The organism is Vicinamibacterales bacterium (assembly GCA_036504215.1).
Lineage (GTDB): Bacteria > Acidobacteriota > Vicinamibacteria > Vicinamibacterales > Fen-181 > FEN-299.
In genome coordinates this window covers 33,845-53,040 of the sequence record DASXVO010000087.1, presented here as the reverse complement: position 1 = coordinate 53,040, position 19,196 = coordinate 33,845, and the positions used below count along the sequence as shown (strand labels likewise).

At 65.7% G+C, this 19,196-nt stretch carries 6 protein-coding genes; 1 reads left to right on the top strand and 5 read right to left on the bottom strand.

Going from position 1 to position 19,196, the window contains the following annotated elements; genetic code table 11:
- A partial coding sequence (locus VGK32_23550; protein ID HEY3384748.1) for a nucleotidyltransferase domain-containing protein occupies positions 1-195 on the bottom strand: 195 nt, incomplete at its 3' end.
- 205 nt (positions 196-400) lie between these two features.
- Between VGK32_23550 and VGK32_23545 the strand changes: the two genes are divergently transcribed.
- Positions 401-829, top strand: coding sequence for a hypothetical protein (locus tag VGK32_23545; protein HEY3384747.1), 429 nt, complete (start codon positions 401-403; stop codon positions 827-829).
- Between the two features lie 11 nt (positions 830-840).
- Here the strand turns inward: VGK32_23545 and VGK32_23540 are convergent, their stop codons facing one another.
- From VGK32_23540 to VGK32_23525, 4 genes are all read right to left on the bottom strand, one after another.
- Positions 841-10,710 (bottom strand): tectonin domain-containing protein, encoded by a 9,870-nt coding sequence (locus VGK32_23540; GenBank protein HEY3384746.1) that lies wholly within the window; start codon positions 10,708-10,710, stop codon positions 841-843.
- 10 nt (positions 10,711-10,720) lie between these two features.
- A complete protein-coding gene (locus VGK32_23535) occupies positions 10,721-13,273 on the bottom strand; it encodes a phospholipase D-like domain-containing protein (GenBank protein HEY3384745.1) in 2,553 nt (850 codons plus the stop codon).
- Positions 13,274-13,275: 2 nt separating this feature from the next.
- Positions 13,276-17,289, bottom strand: a complete 4,014-nt coding sequence (locus tag VGK32_23530; GenBank protein HEY3384744.1) for a hypothetical protein — start codon at positions 17,287-17,289, stop codon at positions 13,276-13,278.
- A 346-nt stretch (positions 17,290-17,635) separates the two neighbouring features.
- Positions 17,636-18,712, bottom strand: coding sequence for an integrase core domain-containing protein (locus VGK32_23525; protein HEY3384743.1), 1,077 nt, complete (start codon positions 18,710-18,712; stop codon positions 17,636-17,638).
- Between the last annotated feature and the right edge of the window lie 484 nt (positions 18,713-19,196).

Here is a 19,196-nt window from a genome sequence, read left to right as displayed (position 1 = left end):
CAGGTCTTCAGCCCCCACGCGATCACCGGTGACGACCACGAGTACGTCGAGATCAGAGTCCGGCCGAGAGTCGCCCCTGGCCTTGGAGCCAAACAGCCGAAGTTCCAGGAGATTTGAGCCGAGCGCCGCGCGGATGCGTGTAGAGAACTCGCGAACGGCTTCCATTTCGCGCTGCGAGAGGGGCCTATGTTTCATCGCCAACCTCCGATTCGGTTCATGATACGGCGCCGCCGTCTGCGCGGCCCACGCACCTCAGCCCTGCGGCGACAGAGAACACGAATTGGTCGGCGGAGCCCCTTGAATCGTCCCCCGTCGTGGAGACATTGTCGCTCGCAGCGGGAACCGTGGCCCATGCGTCCTGAACGGGCTACAGTGGGCGTGCTACGGAGGCTTGGCGGGCATGGAGGGTTGGGTCGCCGTCACCCACAACGGGTGGTTTGACTTCCTGTCCCGGAAGAGAACGTGGGAGGAGGTCAACTTTTGGACACCGTCGGACCACTATGCTTTCCTCGGCACGCCTGGCGCGCCGTTCCTGTTCAAGCTCAAGTCGCCGCGCAACGCGATCGCCGGGTTCGGATCTTTCTCCAGATTCGACAGGCTCCCAGAGTGGCTCGCGTGGGAGTGCTTCAAGGAAGGCAACGGGGCTGCGACGGTGGACGACATGCAGGCGCGTCTGGGCCACATCCGCGAACAACATCACATGGCCGTGCGTTCAGGAATCAGTCAGATTGGATGCATTCTCCTGGCCGACTCCGTCTTTCTTCCACCAGACATGTGGATCCCGCAGCCAAGCGATTGGCCGCCGCAGAACCTTCGGAACAAGCGGTAGGCCTTCAGGGTTCAGTTCACGCTCGTCCAGGGCACGTCGAGCGTCACCGTTTCGTCGCTCGTGTCGCCGCTCTGAGAGAGTCGCAGCAGCCCGGTTCCCTGGCGGCGATAGACGACACACCACCGATACTCGCCTGCGCCGAGCTGTGTTGATGTGCGCGGCAGCACGAACACACCCGTGCCATCGACCTTGCGCACGACCTGTGCGTCAACAGACACGGCGAACTCGGTGTCGGGAAGGAAGACGCGCGTGTGACCCGGCTGGCCATTTCGCGCGACGAATCGAAGCTGAACGCCACGCGCGGGGAACCGCGCCACCTGCGCAGCGTCGGAATCGATCTGCCGTTCGATCACGCCTGGTCGAGGCGTCGTGCCGGCGGCCGGCGCGGCCTGCGAAACGCGGACGCATGTGCCGGAGGGCAGTTGCCGCTCCGAACCAAACTGGTAGTGCGGCACCCAGACAGCCGGTGCAACCGAAAGCGAGGAGAACACCGCCCCCGCGCTCGCGTAGCAGAAGAGGCCGACACACCCGATGGCCACCGAGTGGTCCATCCCTCGAAACACTTCGACGCCATCCACGAATGCTGCCGCCTGATCGCCTTGAACATCGACGGTGACGAGGTACTCGCGACCCGCCGCCAGCGTCACACGATCTTCCCAGAGCGACGAGAACACCCCGTCGACGGCCTTGATGAGCCGCCGGACACCCGCGGCGAAATCGAGTTCGAATCGCAGGAAAGTGCGATCGTCCTTTCGTCGCACCTCGAGCCCCAGTGTGCCCGCAACCCTCGATCGGATGCCGACGCTGGCCCGGTAGTCGGTCCAAAGAGTGTCGCCGGCCACTGCGGTTGTGCCCAGTTTGTCCAGATGCGCCGGATTCGTGATGCCGTCGCCAATCGCCTCCGACTGGCCGAGCGCACCAGCGCCCGCGGTCCACTGAGAAGGCGCATTTGTCGTGCCCTCGTCCACGAACGTCCAGCGTCCCGGCACCAGCCTGTCGAAGGCGTCGCTCAGCAGCCAGGTATTGAACGCGCGATCGACGGGATAGACCGCCACTCTCGCAAACTCCGCCGTCGTGTCCGCGTCGCTGAAGAGGCCGATTCGTCCAGGGCCGGCCGCGATCGGCGTCGGACCAAATGCCGGTACGCCGTCGATGAAGCTCCGGACAGATTCGCCGTTCAGCAGCAGTTGAAGTACCAGTTCGCGACCTGGAGCAATCGTGATCGCCGTCGTCCATGTCGTCACGGCGACGCCGGACGTCACCTCAATCAACTCCGCGCGGCCCTGAGCGGAACTCAGCCTGAACAGCACGTAGTTCTTCTCGTCCTGATGCCGCACGACCACGCCCGCGCTTCCCGCGGTGTGCAGCGTCACGCCGGCGACAACCATCACGTCGCTCCGAAGATCACGGTCGATGATCGCGAACGATCGGGTGCGCGCGATCTCCGCCGCTGTGAGCCTGCGGCTCGAGCGTTTATCGAGCGTTCGCGTCAGCACGGACTGGCGTGCGACCCAGCGCGACACCCTGAGCGCGCCGCCACCGTCCACGAAGGTCCACGTCGACGTATCCTTTTCGGCGAACCGATCCCTGAAGAGCGCGGACGCAGCGAGCGGAAGCTCGCGGACTTCGAACGAATCAAGTTCGAACGAGTCGTTCCGGCAGCACGAAACGCCCGCCGCGCCTGCGGCAAACGTCGGGTCTGCGACGTCGAACAGACGCTCGCCGTTCAGGTACCCCACCAGGTTCGAGCCCGACGCCTCGACCATCAGCACCACCGGACCGCCGGGCGTGTATCCCCCCGGCGCCTGCCACAACGTGGAGGGCACGCCGGCCACGTGCCGGGTGAGCGTCCGCAGGTTGTGCTGCGCATCGACGGTCAAGCGATAGCAGTTGCCGTCGCTCCGATAGCAGAACACGAGTCCCAGAGCTTCGCCGGTGACGCACGACATCTTCGCGCTCACGCGATAGGCGGACCACGCGGGATCGCCCACGATGGCATCGGTTCCGATATTCGCGTTGGCGTCGGCTTCGCCGATGCGCGTGATCTGCGCAAGCGCGCCGCGGCGCACCCGCCACCAGGACGGAGCGCCGGTCGCGGTTTCGTCACGAATGGTCCACGGCCCGGCGGTTCTCCTGGAGTTGGTCACCACGACATTCTCGAACCTGGCGCTCGGGTTCGCGTACGCATAGAAGCCGACGCGGCCTGCGTCGTGATCGAAGTCCTGAACCGTGAAGAGCGCCACGCTGTCGATCGACACGGACAGCCAGCGGCCCTGCGCACAAATAGAGACGTCGTACGACCGTCCGGTCATGTACTGCGTGTGGTCTTCCCACAAAACTGTCACCGTCCCGTTGACCGCCTTGACGAGACGACGGTAGACGCCATCGTGGTCCATCGAGAACCGGTAGTAGTTGCCCTCGTCTCGATAGCGGAAGTAGAGGCCGATCGCACCGCCGGAGTCGGAACGAAGGCGCGCACGCAGATGAATGTCGCTCAGGCTCTGTGGCCCGCCGAGGGCGCTCGCGCCTGGCTTGGTGGCACGATTGCCAACCCACCGCGCGAGGCGTCGCGTGTTCGTCACCACCCAGGGATTTCCGTCGGGACCGGCCGCAATCGCGGTCGCGCCCTGGCCGGGCACCGCTTCCCAGGCGAACTGGTTCCATCGCGAAACGACGAACCCCCCGCCAGGTGCGGGTGTCGTTCCTGCAATCCAGACCGAGCCGTCAGCGCCGACGGCGATGTCTGTTGCCTCACCCGGCAGTTGCCGCCACGCCTGGGTCGCCCACTCGAATACCCATACTTGATGTCTGTCGTTCACCACCCACGGGTCGCCGGTGGGTCCCACCGCAATTCGGACCCCAGCCCCCGAGAAGGCGTGCCACGCGGGGTCGTTCCAGTAGAGCAGTTCGTAGCCATCGAGCTCCGGCTTTGTGCCGACGATGTAAGCGGGAGCACCCGGATCGCCGAGCCCGATGTCAACGGCGCGGCCGGCCAGTCGCTGCAACGCCGTGCCATTCCACCGGGCGATAGATCCTGTCGCGTCCACAATCCACGGCTTGCCTTCGCCGTCGACGGCCACGCGCACACCGCCGCCGCGCTTGCTCTCCCAGGCCAGCCCGTTCCATCGAGCGAGAACCGATCGGTTTCTCTGCGAGCGTGTTGACCACACCGATCCATCAGCGCCTACCGCGACGTCGTCGGCCGTTCCGGCGACCACCTCCCACGCGCCGTCATCGCCTGCCGTCGGCGCCGATTGAAGGACGACACCGCCGGCAACGGTCCAGATCGACGGCCCGCCGTGTGTCTGTGGCGCATCGAAGAACTGAAGTTCGTCGCTGGCCGCGAGCGGCGGCTCCCACAGTACCGGATCGGCTTCGAGCGATTCGACCTCGAGCTCCTCGAAGAACGCCTGGGTATTGCCCCAGCAGTAGTAGCCAGGCCGCCCGGCTGGCAGCTCGCTGTCGCGCACGTTGAACACCAGCGAGCCATCGACGTAGCCGATCAAGCGATCGTCGAAGGTCTCGATCGTCACGCGCACCGGCCGGCTCGTATCCGTCATCACGGTGTCTTCCCAGAGCACAGTGACAACGCCGTTGACGCGTTTGACGAGGCGACGGAAGCCACCGTTGAAGGACGGATCGAACCGGGAGAATGAGAAGCGATAGAAGTGCTCGCTGTCCGTGCAGCGGAACACCACGCCGACGTCACGCAGGCTTTGCGTCTGCAGAGTGAAGGCAATGCGAGCGTTGTCGAACGAGGTCTCGAGAACGGCCATGGTGCCCGGCCGTCTGGGCAGCACGTCGGCCATCGGCGAACCGCCCCGGTAGTCGTTACGCTCCTCGATTCGGCCGTTCGCGACGATCCAGCGCGAAGCGTACGAGGTCGGCGGAGGCTGCGGCGGCTCCAGGTCGATGACTTCGTATCGATCCAGTGCGTTGGGACCGAACGTCTCCTGGAACAACAACCCCGCATCGCTGCCGGTCGCGCGAATGATGAGGAGCACGTGAGGGCTCGCCGCGTCGGTGTCTGGTCCGGGAAGAGTGGAACGTTCGATTCGGCAGCCCGAGAGGTCCGCGGTGTTCAACAGAACGAGCGAGACGGAGTGCTGCGCGAGGTCGGTCGTCGCGAACGTGACGTCCGTAAGCTTGACGTCCAGCGGAGGCAACGGCGCGGCCACTCGACGATCCGCTGTCTTGAGCGTGAAGGATGTCCGAGTCCAGTCGAGAGGCTCCGGGCTTTCAACGAGGAAGCCCTGGGCCTGTCCGCCAGATTCAATCCGTGTGATCTGGATTCCGTGAGGCGCCTGGTTGGCCCGATCCCCAAGAACCGACTGCGCCGCGGCGGCATAGGCCCGGTGCTCGGCTTCCGTGGCCGTGTCGGCTGGCAGAGCGGCGTTCGTCCGAAGCGTTGCGAGATCGAGCGGGGCTCGCCACGTCTCGTCCGAGTAACTGTGCAGGTGGTGGAAGAAGTTGGCGAAGTCGGACGTGGTGAACTTGAAGCGGTACGCGGCCACGGCTCTCGGTCCGAAATCCTCGATGGCGACGTCGGCGAAGCACGGCGCAAGGCTCCCCCACGAATACAGGCCGAGCCGCCCCGCCGCGATCGTCGTGTCGGTGACCGAGAACACGAGGTCGCCGTCCTGATACACACGCAAGCTCGCGCCGATCGCCTCGATGGTGATTCGGTAGTCGACGGCCGTCTGCATCGCGAAGTCATCTTCGGCGAGCACGGTATGCGTGCCGTTGACGACTTTCACCAGCCGGCGATATTTCCGCTGCCCGTCCATGGAGAACCGGTAGAAGGTGCCGGCGCCCTGATACCGGAAGAGGATCCCGACCGCCCCGTCGCGGGCGGTTGCGCGAAGTATGACCATCGTCTGGTAATCCGACCAGTTGCCCGGCTGGGTCGGATCGCTCGACGGACGGCCGCTGTCGTCGCTCGCGAGCAAGAGCGCGCCCGGCTTCACGGGATCCTTGCCGTCGTCGGTGCCGCCGCGCACGTTGGCGGTCTGCGTCACCACGTGGGTCGGTGGCGTGCCGGTCTCCCGAATCGTCCAGCTCGACGCAGGACTCGCCGAGCTTTCGTTGACGGCAACCCACTTACCGATGGCACCAGTGCCGGGATTAGGTACGGCCCCGGCGTCGAGCGCCCCGAAATCCTCGTGCATGAGCCGCGGCGCCAGCCGCGCCTCGTACACCGTGTCGGCGTTGAGCACGACGCCCGAGATCGGCGCAACGAGCACGCCGGTATGAGGGATGCCAGATTCGTTGATAGTGGCGCACCCGGCGTCGTTGAGTGTCTTGACCAGGCGTTGGTCCGTTTCGCTCAGAGACAGTTGCTCGGTCCGGCCCCATCGATTGACGAGGGTGACGAGACGCCCGAGCGAGTCGCGAACCGGCTGCACGTTGGCGTCGTACAGCTGAAGGACGAGATCGCGGCGCGCAATCCGGTACATCAGATCGACGTAGTCCTCGTTGAACTCCACGCCCACGTCGTACGCCCGATAGACGGGCCTCGCCAGGAACGGCGCCTGTCCTGCTGCGGGCACCGTCGCTGGAATCGTCTGCTTGACGTACAGCGTGAGATTGTCGAGGCCGCAGGCAAACGGCACGTCGGCCGGCACTCCCTCCGGAGTGGAGAGGTCCGCCAAGCCTGGCGGGCCCATTGTCCGGAAGAAAGCGTATTGCTCCTGTTTTGGCGACGGGAGCAACTGATAGGCCGTGTTCGATCCCGAGGGTGCCGTGAATCCATTCAAGGAGAGATCGCTTTCGACTTGGACCTCGGTCACGATCTTCAGCCGATAGATGGTGGATGGTTCGAGCACGTCGCCTGTCTGAGACCAGCGAGCCGTTTCGTCGCGGAGATGATCGCTCATCGTCGCGCGGCGGTTCACGTCGTTCGGATCGGGCGGCCGCCTGATGCACACCCGTCCCGCGTCGGTTCCCGCTTCTACGGTGATGGTCACCGAACCGATGCCATTGCTTCCACCCGTCACAACGACACCTTCGTTGTTTCCTCCTCCGGTTCCTCCTCCGTTTCCTCCCGCGGTTGTCCCCAGCCTCGTGCCACGACCGTCGACGGCGTCGGTGACGCTCAACGACGAATACGTTTCGCAAATCTGATGCAACACGCCCTCGCCGCCCGAGCGGACGACCAGACGAACGATGCCGTCGCCGTTCAGTCGTACGTGCTGTTTCGAACCCGAGGAGATCCCGACGCGTCCGGCTGACGTCCCGTCGGCCTTGAAGCCGGCAAGCGAGGCGTTCGATCCCGCGCGACTAATCAGCGCTTCGATCGTCATCGCCGGACGCGGCAGCATGACTATCATCTCGGGTCCCAGCGCCAAGCCGGTGTCCACGCCGGGCACGGCGACGATCTGGCTGGAAGCGGCCGGGATCGGCACCCCGCCCGCCCCCGTGTGAACTTCGAATCGGAACCGATACTCGACGCGAGGGTTGGAGCCGACTCCCGGCAGCCGACCGCGGAAGTCGGCGCAGCAGCGGAGCAGGACGGCGTCGGTCTGCGAGGATGGGCGCACGCGGACGCCAGTGACATCGCCCGGCGTCGTGATGGAGATGACGGTTGCACCGTCGACCGTCGCGAACTGAACGGTGACGTCGGGGAATCCAGGCGGGTGCCACGGCGCGGACCCGATTCTCCCAGGATCGACATCTGAGAGATCGAAACAATCCTCCCGATCCGGAGCAGCCGGCACGCACGGGTAGTCGGGAAGAGCCGTCGCAGTCCATTCGTCCCAGGCGCGTCCTGCGTGTCGGGTGTAGTCGAACGGATTCTTCGACCAGAGCCACAACTTCACCTGGTCTACGCCGCCGGGCGCGCCGTTCGCCGTCGGCACCGGTGCCCACGAGCCGTACATCTGCTGCTGCGGGGTGGCGGGGGTTGGGTTCGGCGCCCACGCCACTTTCGTCCACCCCGACGCGGTGCGCTTCGCGAGAGTGATCTCCTGCAGGCTGAAGCGTGCTCTCGCGGGCCCCGTTCCACTGCTGGTATCGCCGATCTGATCCCACTCGGGCGTCGTCGGCTGCGGGTTCACACCCACCCTGGCATCGTCGTTCATCGGCCGGCCGAACGTCAGGTGCATCCTCGCGTCGAGCGGGATGATCGGCAGCACGCTGAAGTCGCTCGGCTCGGAGTAAACCGGCGGTGTATCGACGAGGAAGTCGTCGCCACGGTTGTAGTCGGGCCGCAGCAGTGGCACGGTCGCGTCGCGTTTCAAAGGCCACGTCGTGGTGACCTTCAAGTGCTCGGCGGCCACATCCTGAAGCGGGAGCGGGATCGGCGGCGGATCGGGGAACGGTCCCCATTCGGCGGAGAAGTCAACGCTGAAGTCTGGCAGCGGCCAAGGCAGATCGAGCGCGACGTGGAAGTCGAAGCGAATGTGTAGCGGGTCGAAGACGTCGGCGGCCGCGTGCGCGTGGACGATGAGGCGGAACCCCAGGCCGAACAGGCTGAGGCTCAAGCCGCCGTGCAACGTCAGTTCGCCGAAGAAGTGCACCGGCTTGCGGCTGACGACCGCGTCGGCTTCGATGAAGGCGCTGATCTCGAGCGCGGCCGGTCCGAACTTGTACTTGGCTTCGTATCCGATCCAGGCGCCGGTCTGGAAGAACGGATTCTTTCCATCCAGCATGAAGTACGAATTGGCCAGGAAGATCTGGAACAGGGTCGCGACGATGCGGCGCTCGCGTGGGTCTTTGCGCCCAATGTAGATGTGCCAGGCGCTCGCGTCCTGAAAACTGAAGAACGCTTCGGCGCTCCCGCGGATGTCGAGCAGTTCGCCCTTGGCGCCGTACTTGTAGCGTGCGTCGAGACCAATCGTCATCGTGCCAGCGCGCCCGTCGAGCACGGCGATGGCGCGGAAGAGCGGCTCGCTGGCGGTGCCGCCGCCCTCCTGCTGGCTGCGCTTCTTGAGCAGATCTCCCCGCCCCTCGAGCATGAGAATCGGCCCGGGCAGGATGAGCACGAACAGCAGCTTGCCGTGAAAGCTCTGACCGTTGTCGGGGAGTGTGCCGATCGTGGTGCCCGCACCGAGTGCGAGGCTGCCCGGCATCGGATCCCACTTCGTCTTCAGGTCCACGATGCCCGGTGTGCCGCGCTTGTACCAGCCCGGACCGCCGTCGGCGTTCTCGTACCAACCTTCCTCCGGTTTCCGGTTGGGTTCCATCTGCGTTGCAAACAGCCCGGCGAAGCCGTAGAACGCGAGGCCGGTCGCGCCCAGCGGAATGCCCGCCGGCAATTCGACGGCGACATAGATGGCGAAGAAGCCGTAGTTGCCGCGATCGCCCGTGGCCTGCCCGACGACCAACGTGGCGTCGAGGCTCATGTTGATGGCGAGCAGGTCGAGACTGATTGCACCGTCGAAGCGCTGAATCGTCTCGGTGCCGCCACTCGGCAGCGTGGCGGAAACGGGAAGCGTTCTGGTTTGAGGACCGCTGAAGTTGACGGCTCCTTTGAACCGGAGCACTTCCGGGATCTCGAACTCGATTCCGACGCCTTGAAGGGTGAGTCGGATCGGCGGCGTCCGTCCGTCTTCGTACCAGATGACGCGAAGACCATCGACCGACGCGCCGGCCGGTAGCCCCTCCACCAGCTTCAGGCCGCCGGAGAAGCCCACCCATTTTCCGCCGTCGTCCGTCTTCCCGAATCCGAGCTTGGTGATTTCGATGCGGAACCCGTGGAAGTCGAGGGCGTATTGGCTCGGCAGAGCCATCCACCCGCCGGCGAGCCGGACGTGACCCTTCGAGTCGATGGATAGCTCGTTGACAGTAAAGGTCGGCCACTTGATGCCGGCGATCAATGGCGTAAGCGATCCCGAAATCCTGGCGGTGAGCAACCCGTCGGCGATGTCGAAGCCGAGGCTGCTGAGCGTCATCGACAGCAGGTCGGCTCTCTCCAGGGTGAACAGGCCATTGGGCGCCGCCAGCTTGACGGTCAGTCGCCCGTCGAGGTTCAGGGCGATTTCAACGTCGGTGGGATGGTCGAAGAACGGCAGCAGCAGTTTGCCCGCGATCTTCGATTCGACGAGAGCACCGTGTTTGAGCTCGATCGCGATTTCGGTGAGCGCAAACGGAACCGTGAACAATTCGCCGGCGCCGCGGCCGCTGAACTGTTTCGCGTTCTCGTCGTACGTCGGCGTGTAGACGGCGGAGAGGCGGCCGCTGACACCGCCCGATCCGACCGCGCACTTCTGCAGGACGAGATCCTCCGGCGCGAGGGCGGGCAGGCCCTCCGGCAGCTCGACGCGGGCATTCCCGATGAAGACACCGATGAAGCTTTCGTCGAATCCCGCGGCCACCACCTCGGGAATGGTCTCTGTCGGCGACAGGTCGAGACGTACGTCGTCGGCCGAAATGACAATGCCGGTGTCGCCGATGGTGACCGGACTCAACGACAGCCGATCGAATCCCTGGAACCGTAGATTGAGCGCTTGGTCGATCGAGAAGCCGCCCCGCACGGCGATCTCTGCGTACGGCGCAGCCGTCCCACTGGGACCGGGAGCAGGCTTGAGAATATCCGGGGGGAGCCGCAGCGCGATTTCAACGTCGTCAACCTGGAACTCGAACGTGCCGGGCCCGAGTGCGATCGACGCCTCGAAAGCGGTGAGGCCGGCGCCGCTCGCGCCGCCAAACACCAGCGCCAGCCCGTCCACCCAAGGGATCGGAATCGCGAGTTCGCCCTCGATCAAGACCGTCAGCGACAGCCCCAGGCCTTGGGGCGTGGACCTCGAGGTGAAATCGACGTACGACACCGCCGCATCGATCGCCGCCAGCGTGTCGGCGTCGAGCGGAAGCACCTGATCGAGCCCAAACCCGGGCGGAAGCAGGGTGCTGAGCGGCGATGGATAGGAGTAGTCGGGGGCCATGATCGGTCGCTCAGGGTGCCGGAGGCGCGCTGCCGTCGGGCTCCCAGAGCGAGTCCCACGTCAGCATGTAGCCCGTGCCGGCGCCTGCGTTCAGATCGAATGGCAGAAGGCGCGACACGGAAGTCGGGGTCGTCAGATAACGAACCGCCTCGTCTATGTTGGCCAGGCGCTGATAGGAGTTCGCCGAGTCCGGCCAGCCAAGATGCTCGGCCCACAGGCGCACGCGAAGGTCGCGCGCGAACTTTCGTGCCCCATCCTCGATCTTGCCGTCGATGATGTTGGCGTTCGTTTCGGTGTCGTGCGTGTAGCTGCGGCGGCCCATGTTGGCCGATCCGACGGTCGCAAACACGTCGTCGACGATCACGGCCTTGGTGTGAATCTTGTACTCGGAGCCGTGGTTGCCGAGGCTGAAGACGTGCAGCTTCTCAGGAAAGGCCCGGTGGAGCGGGTCGAGGAACAGGTAGTGTGCCCGGTTCGATGGCGCGGCATTCGACTCGCCGCCGCTGTGATCCACGACGACGATCAGGTGATCGATGTTGGGAAGTGCGCCCTGCAGTGCGGCGCTGACATCGGCTGCCCAGAGGTACTGGTCTTCGATGTACACGTATCGTCGCGCCCGTCCGATGGCCTGCTTGATCGTCGCGACGATTGTGCGGTCGCCATTGGGCGCGTAGTTCGTGACGCCTGCCGGGATCGTTCGCGCGATCTGTACGAAGCATGTGGACCGGGAGGTTGGAGAGTTGATCGTCGGTTCGATCTTCGTGCCCGTGGCGCCGCTCGCGGGCGCGCCGATAGCCAACTGCCGCGCCGCCGGCTGATTGTCGGGATGATCGGCCCAGCGATCCACGAACACCTTTGTCAAATCACTCGCGGCGGGACCCCTGACGCGGCAGTGCACGTCGTGAAAGCGCGTGGCACTCGCGGCGTGCTCGCGGCTGTCCAGTCGATTGGAATTGAAATCCATCCCGCCGACATAGGCCACGGTGCCCTGCCGATTGCGGATGACGGCCGACTTCGTGTGATGGGTTCCCAAATGGTTCGGGCCGGTGGAGCCGGTCATAAGGTCGGCCAGGTGGGCGACCGCGCCTGCCGGGTCGTACAGAGCCCACGTCTGGGCCGCGACATACACGCCCGCGGGCGGAAAGAAGAAATGGTGGGTACGGCCGTCGAGGACCGCTTGTCCGTTCGCCAACGCATTCATGTACACGCATGCGCGGGCGTTGTCTGGCGAAAATGGCGTGGGCACAATGAGATCGGCGAAGTGGTTGAAGATCAGCGCTCGCGTCGGCGCGCCCGCGAGGTCTGCCTGTCTCATCAGCTTTTCGAGAGTCGAGTCCGCATCACCCGGCACCAGCTCGAACTGGTGCTCGGTCCACCAGTTGGTGAAGAGGAAGAAACCCGTCGAGGCATCGATCTTCTTCAAGTCGCTGACGATGAGCGGAAACGCCTCCAGGCCGTCGATGAGCGATTCCACTTCGTTGTCTTCCGTGAACAACGGGAGCTCGGTCGCCGATGTCGCGTGCGACGGCGTGGTTGGATGAAACCAGTCTTCCGGACGGACCGTGCCGATCACGTGGTGGGCGCCGGTCGTCGGGGTGATGAGCACGCTGTCCGAGGCAGTGAAGTCGCTCGTGGCCAGCGTCAGCTTGCGGCCCGCCAGCGTGATGCTATACGGGCCCGCGCCACCCGCCGGAAGCACGAACGTGCCCTGACGATCGACGGTGAGTGCGATCGACTGGGAGGTGACGCCATCCGACACGACGACCTGCTGCGTGGCGTCGATGAGCGGCGTGTTCCATTCATCGCGAATGGTGACGCTGGTGCGATCGGTCGTGGCGATGTCGAGCCACGAATCAGTCCGGTCGGCCGCATCGATGGCGTCCGCGCCGCCGGAGAGCTTCAACGCGGCGAGACGCGTGAAGAGGAGGGCGGGATCGAGAAAGTTGAGAGGCTCGGTTGTGGTGTCGAGTGCACCGCCTGAATTCGTTCGTACCGCGAATCCGACGCTTCGGTACCCCGAGTCCAGGCTCTTGGCGCTCACTTCGCCTATCGAGTCGCCGGCCGCGAGCGGAATCTGGAGCTTGCCGTCGCAGAAGGCAGCCCACTTGGTGTCGACCGGGATGTTGCTGCTGATCTGAATCAGACGTCCGGATCGTCGATCGAAGATCTTCCGATCGATCTGAGTCGCCAGGGTGGCCTTGACACTCGCGGCATCGATCCCGGCGTACACGAAGGCCGTCGGCATCTCGAACGCGGACTGATGGCTGACATCGTGAAGCGCCAGCGTGGGAGGCGGCAGGGGAATGAGCGTAAGGACGAACGACGCATCCGGATCCGTCGCGCTCGTTCCAGCCTGCGTGCCGCTCACTTTCAGCCAGCCCCCGCAGCACGCGCGAACCGTCCGCTGCGCGGACGGGGCCGTCTCCGCGATTTCGATCACGACGCCAACCGAAAAGCCCGCGCCGGTCGAAATGGTATAGGGCCCGTACGGCGTCTTCTCGCGAAAGACGGACGCGGCACTGGTCGCGGCCGGCGGCAGGAACATGGAGAACATCGTCGCCATGGCTACACCCTCGACTCGACGAAGAGGCGATTGACCCGCTGGCGATCGTCCTGCACGCGAACGCGGTACAGATAGTCGCGGCCGGGCACGCGCGTCGAGTCGGTCCACTCGCCGGTGCCGGCGGGCAGCCACGACGTCAGGTTGTTCCAGGCCGGAAGGTAGGCATCCGCGTCGCAACGTTGGACGAGGGGACGATGCGTTGGATCGGCGAGCACGAACGTCAGCCGCACATCGTTGCCGACCGTCGTGGTGGCACCCCACTGCGGAGGATCCGGCCGCTCGTCGTCATAGGCGCGGGCCAGGAGGCTCGCCGACGCCTCCGAGGCGTTGCCACTAGTGTCAGCGGCGACGACGCGATAGTAGAAGTTCTTGCCGCCGGCGACTGGTGTGTCGGTCCAAATCATCTCGGCGGGCTGCGCGGCAGGGCCGCCGGTGACAGGCGACACGATGCCAACGCTCGTCATCAGCCGAATGTCGCGCGCGTCGTGCTCGGTGTCGGAGCGATAGACGCGGTACTCGGCGAGGTCGCGCTCGCGGTTCGAGGCCCACTGCAGCGTGATGTGCCGATCGCCCCCGATCGCTTTCGTGATCGACGGCGTCAACGGTGCCGTGACGTCCGGGCACGCGACTGGTGGTGTGGACGGACTCAGCTGCGCGCTGCGGTTGTGCGCGGCGTCAACCGAGCCCGCGCGGTAGAAGTACCGGCTGCTCGAGCGCCCGTCGAGCGTGTCTTCGAACGCACGCAGCGCCGGATTCGCCGTGTAGCCGTCGGGGGAATCAGGTCCGCGACGATCGGAGACGGCCGGATCCGTCGAGTCGAGCGGCCGAATCGTGATCTGGCTGAACGCCCGCTCGTTGCCCGGAAGTCCGGCGAGGACGCGCTGGGCATCGTTGCTGAGGGCGCGATACGCCGCCAGAGCTGCGGCGCGAGTGGCCCCGGCGGCCTTCATGCCGGTGATCGCGTTCAGTTCGTCCGCCACTGCCTGACACTTCACGTCATCCCACCGAGGCTCGGCGGACGCACCCGGGAAGAGCGCGCGGTGAAGCGAATTCTGAACGGGATCGAGCTGGAGGCGCTCGGCAACCGGTTTCTCCCAGTCGGCGTCGAAGACCGATTCGTCGAGAGCCCGGAACACGTCGGTCTGCGTGTTCGCGATCGGGAGCCATCGGAAGGTGAAGAACGAATGTGCCAGGTAGTCGGCTCGAGTGGCGAGCAGTACGTCAGAGTCCGCTGGCGGCAGAGTCGGCGCTGGCGGAGGCTCGCGACGAACACGGAAGACAGTGGCCTTGTTGCCCACCGGGCTCTCGTTGCCGTTGCGATTGGCGAGGCGACCCGTCGTGCGTGCATCGCGCGCGTACGACTTCTGATCGGCGGCGCTCACGCTCACCTGGCCGTACGCCACAGGTCTTGCGAGGGGAGTGGCGAGCGAAATGCCGCTGTGCTCTGCGTCTGTCGCCAGCGGAAGCAGGACATCGTAGCTGCGCAAGGGGTAGACGATGCGCCACGCCGACAGCGCGCCAGCGGTATTCGGCGATCCGTCGACCTCAACCTGCTTGTTGGTATCGTCTACCGCGACAATCAGGTATGTGCGGTTCGTGCGATTCGTGTCGGCATCGAGCACGAGTTGCTCGCCGACGCCGGCCAGGCCCGACAAGTCCGGCAATCCGTCCAGACTGACGCGAGTGCCTGCGACGGCGGCTCCAACGCCGTCCAGGAGTACGCCGAGCGCGTCCGCTGCCGGAATCTGTACGGCCACTCCCCGCGAATCGGCGTACGGGACGATCGCAAAACGCTCCTCCCATGCCGTTGGATCGGTGTAATCCACGAACTCAACATGCCCCTCGGGGATGGCGATCGAACAGCTCTTGTTCGACTGCGGCGCAACATCTCTCAACGGGCCGATGTTGGTGACGCGCAGGCGAAGAGGTGAGCCTGCCTGCGTCGACTCGATCTTGAAGGCGTCGAGTCCCACGCGAATCGACGCGCCCGCAAACGTGTCGGCCGGTCGGTTGCCGGCAATATCGGTCACCAGATCCGATTCGGTCGCGGTGGCGGCGGTCACAGCGACGACCGTCCCCTGCAACACATCCACCTGGCCCGACTGGAAGTAGATGCGGAACTCCTGCACGTCGGGCGCCTGGCGCATGTGTGCGTGCGTCCACAGCCAGCGGACGCGGAGCCCGGTGAACGTGCGCTGCCCGTCGCTCGTCAGCGCCTGGAACCAGGCCGCGCCCACGATGGTTGCGCGCCACGTCGCATAGGCGGCGTCCTTCACCAGCGTGGGATCGGCATCGTCCAGCGCGAGCGCCTGGATGCCGGTCGGCGGCGGCGGCAGCGAGCGGTCGAGGAGTTGGATGGCGGTCGGGTGCACCACCATGTCGGCCGCAGCCGGCTGCTTGAAGTACCACGGCGCCGGGATGGGCGCCGGCGACCACTGGCGCCAAGGTGCAGGCGCGCTCGCCGCGCTGTGCCGGCCGAACAGGTCGACACCGCTCACCGTGTAGCCGTACCAGCCGTCCGCCAGCCGGAGATCGAAGTACAAGAGCGGATCTGGCGGCCAGTCGGGAGGTGGGGCGGGCAGTTGTGCCGGCGCGTCGGGCGCGACGATGACGACGGGGCTTTGAGCCGTGAGCGGCGTGTAGGTGCCGGGCGTCGCGGGTTGATCCGCAGTGCCGAGATCCGTCCGCCACACGTGATACATCACCGCGCGCGGATCGATGGCGCGTTGCCCCGGGCCTTTGAGATCCCACCGCAGCCCGACGTGGTTGCGATGAGACAAACCGGCGTCGATTGGCAGCAGGCCGCCGCTCGGCAGGGCGTAACATTCGCTGCCCGTCGGCGGAACGAGCTGAGGCGCGGGAGTGAGGAGACTCTTGTTCGAGATGACGCACGAATCAACGGTGCTGAGGCCATTCAGCCGCAGCCAGCGAAGCGCGTCAGCGGCGGTCGTGCCGAGCGATTGCTGGTGGGCGGCCACCAACATGTAGTCGTACACCGTTGTTGCGAACATCGGATCCTGGCCGGACGCCTTGGCCTGGTCGATCCAATAGACGCCGACGATCTGGGCCAGTGCGGGATTCAGTGCGCCAACGAGCACGAGATCGAGGGGGTAGTACGTGGGAACGGCGGGTTGCGCCGGCGGCGTCAGGATCGAGACGGACTTGCTGGCCATCGACGGACCTGTTGGACCGCCCTGGACGAGTGTGACCAACTGCGTGTGCAGATCCTGAAATCGAGTGCCGGCCCACGCGGTTGGCAAGCCGTACTCGACGCGAGCGAGTCCTTGTGCCTCGGCGGCGGAGAGGTTCACCGGTCCAGGCGACGCCGGGTAATCGGGGTGTGAGAGCGGAAGCGTAAACGGATACGAGATGCCCGGCACTTCCTTCCAGCCCACCAATGCGCCGTCACTCATCGGCACGAAACTGAGCTGTACCAGCACGCCGTCGCCCGTCGTGATCTGGATGGCGACGATTCCGTCCGCTTCGACAGAGGCTTCCACCACCGAGTTCGCCGGACCAGCGCTGTTGGCGGTGACGATCGGGATGCCGCCCTTGGATGGATCCTGCGCCCAGGCCGAAAGCACGATGGCGGAGGGCGGTGCTATCGTCGTGCGCAGGCCCACGCGGACAACCACGCGGCTCACGAGTTCTGACGGCGCGAAGCGCAGATAGGTGCGGCCGGATAGATCCAACCCGCGGGCCGCAGGAACACCCGGAGCCGTATAGTTCACGACTGCGAGGCTGCTGTCGCTCGAGAACTCGCCGTCGCTCGTGACTACGTTGGTGGCGCCCGGCTGAATCGCAAGGCTTTCCAGTGCCGGATGTCGAGCCTGCCGGTCCGCCGCATTATGGGAGCGGCGGAACAAGTAGTAGCCGTACCACGGGAAGCCCGCCGTGCGGTCGAATGACCACCGCAGATGGATCCCGTCAGGTAGCGGAGGTTGAAGTGTGTTTGCCGGCTGGTCCTTGACGATGGCCAGGGCATCGACGGCGAGCCGTGACGTTTGGAGCGCCATGGGGGTGTGAGGACATGATAGCGTGGATGGGTGGCCGCCATTGCACGTAAAGGCGGAGCGAAGTCGAGCGCGCCAGTCAGTAGGCCCTCGCCCCAGCCCATCTGGTCAGCCGCCTGAAAGCCGGCGACAGCTTCTCTCACAAGGAGAAACTGATGGACCAGGACCTGTTGCGATTCCGTCAAGCCGGCGCGCGCGAGAACGCGGGCCGTCCCGCCATTCGACGACGCTATTCACCCGAGCTGCAGCATCAACCCGTGGCCTGCTGCCAGGCGCGGTGCCAGCACGGCGACAGCCTCGGCCACGTAGCCGCGACCTTGGGCCGTGTGCGAAGACTCGGCCCATCGGGCTACGCGGCCTCGCGGTCATAGAACTTGAGCACGCCGCCAAGCCGGGCCCGGCACGTGACCGGGCCGGTGCCGATCGACGGTGTCTTGGGGGCGATGATCTCATTGCCCAGACCTTGGTGCGGCCGCTCCGCACGATAATGCTCGACAAACGCGCGGACGGCCGCCCGGAGGTGCCCTTCGCCAAGTGGCACGATCCGCTCCAGGCACTCGGATTTGACGGACCGCACAAATTGCTCGGCAAACGCGTTCAAATTGGGCCTCCAGGCCGGCAGGACCAGGGGCGTCACGCCACTGCGCCGGAGCAGGCGCCGAAAGGCGGCGGGGTAGAGCGGGTCGCGGTCCAGGATGAGGTGCGTCACGCCGCGCAGGAAGCCGTCGTGCGCGTCGGTCAGGTTCCGGGCGACCTGCATCATCCAGGCCTCGTCCGGCTGACGCGTGATCCCGGCGATCTTCACCGTGCGGGTCTTGAGCTTCATGACGAAGCAGACGACGTAGCGGACCAGTCCGCGCATGGTCAGCACCTCGACGGTGAAGAAGTCGGCCGCCGCGAGACCGTCCCAATGGGCGGCCAGGAATGTCTTCCAGGGCGTCTTCGTGCCGCGCTCCGGTGCGGGCTCGATGCCGTGGTCGTTGAGGATCGCCTTGATGGTGTTGCGCGCCACGGCGTGGCCGAGCCGCTTCAGCCCGCCGCGGATACGGGTGTAGCCCCAGGTCGGGTTCTCGGTCGCCATGCGGACGACGAGCGCGGCGATGTCCGGCGTGGTGGGCGGGCGCCCCGGGCGGCGCGTTTGTGAGCCGTCGTACTTCGCGGCGACGAGCCGCCGATACCACCGGAGGATGGTGTCGGGCGTGACGATGCCGGCGATGTCGGCGAGGCGGCGCCGGCCGAGAACCTGGCCTTTCACGGCCAGGCGGCGCCGCTGGTCGTCGGTGAGACGAAACCGTCGGGAACCGTGCGCGGCAGGGAGGACACGGTTCTCCTCGAGCAGGTAGTCAATGACGGCCTGCTGCTGCCGGTTGACCCAGCCGGCGAAGAGCAGGACGAAGAAGGCGAGCGGGGGAGGCAGCGTGTCCATGGCCCAAGCGTGCCCGCGGGGGCCGCCCCAAAATCAAGGGATGCAAGCCTGGGGTATCGTAGGCCCGCAGATCGGGCCGAGGTTCCCGAGGCGCAAGCTCCCTCGAAGCAGTCGACACGCCTATTTGTCGGAGATCCGTCCTCGGCCGAGTTTTCGCACCTGACGCGGACTGAGAGTGGAGATCTTGCCCTTCGACTCGCTCCCTTCGGTCGCTCGCTCAGGGCATTTTCCCACCGGGGGCCTGCCATGAGCGAGCCTGCGGCTCGCCGAAGGCAGGTGGCAGGCGAGTCGAATGGAGGCGGCGGGAGTCGGTCTTGACAGGGTTTTCAAGAACCGGGCTGTTTCTATGTCTTCTCCGAAAGTCGTGACCTCGCAACACGCGTGATCCGCTGATCCCGCGTTCCAACCCCCCAAATCAGCCCCAGCACGACGCCCCGGTCCTTGGAGCGGCACGCGGCAGCTGATCCCGGCTAGACTGATCCTC

Excerpts from the sequence above, each read along its gene's own strand:
- VGK32_23545 (HEY3384747.1), top strand. The coding sequence starts at position 401 with ATGGAGGGTTGGGTCGCCGTCACCCACAACGGGTGGTTTGACTTCCTG.
- VGK32_23540 (HEY3384746.1), bottom strand. The coding sequence starts at position 10,710 with ATGGCCCCCGACTACTCCTATCCATCGCCGCTCAGCACCCTGCTTCCG.
- VGK32_23535 (HEY3384745.1), bottom strand. The coding sequence starts at position 13,273 with ATGGCGACGATGTTCTCCATGTTCCTGCCGCCGGCCGCGACCAGTGCC.
- VGK32_23530 (HEY3384744.1), bottom strand. The coding sequence starts at position 17,289 with ATGGCGCTCCAAACGTCACGGCTCGCCGTCGATGCCCTGGCCATCGTC.
- VGK32_23525 (HEY3384743.1), bottom strand. The coding sequence starts at position 18,712 with ATGGACACGCTGCCTCCCCCGCTCGCCTTCTTCGTCCTGCTCTTCGCC.